General features: G+C 72.5%; 1 protein-coding gene. It reads left to right on the forward strand.

What is annotated here, in order from left to right; genetic code table 11:
- The coding region (locus G6R24_RS21545; RefSeq protein ID WP_225438916.1) for a hypothetical protein at positions 1–204 on the forward strand (204 nt) is incomplete at both ends.

Here is a 204-nt window from a genome sequence, read left to right on the forward strand (position 1 = left end):
GAGATGACCCGCCGGGCCATCGAGCTGAAGCGCCGTCGGCTGAGTCGGTGGGACGGCCCCCAGCTCACCGTCGTCGTCGACGAAGGCCAGGTGGTCCTCGCGCAGGTCCGGCGGGACAAGGGCCGGCTGCAGCGTCTGGTGGAGCTGTCGAGCCTGGGCCGGTCGCGGGGGGTGGTGCTGTGGTGGGCCACCCAATACCCGGTC

This window comes from Candidatus Frankia nodulisporulans (assembly GCF_902806475.1).
GTDB classification, from domain to species: domain Bacteria; phylum Actinomycetota; class Actinomycetes; order Frankiales; family Frankiaceae; genus Frankia; species Frankia umida.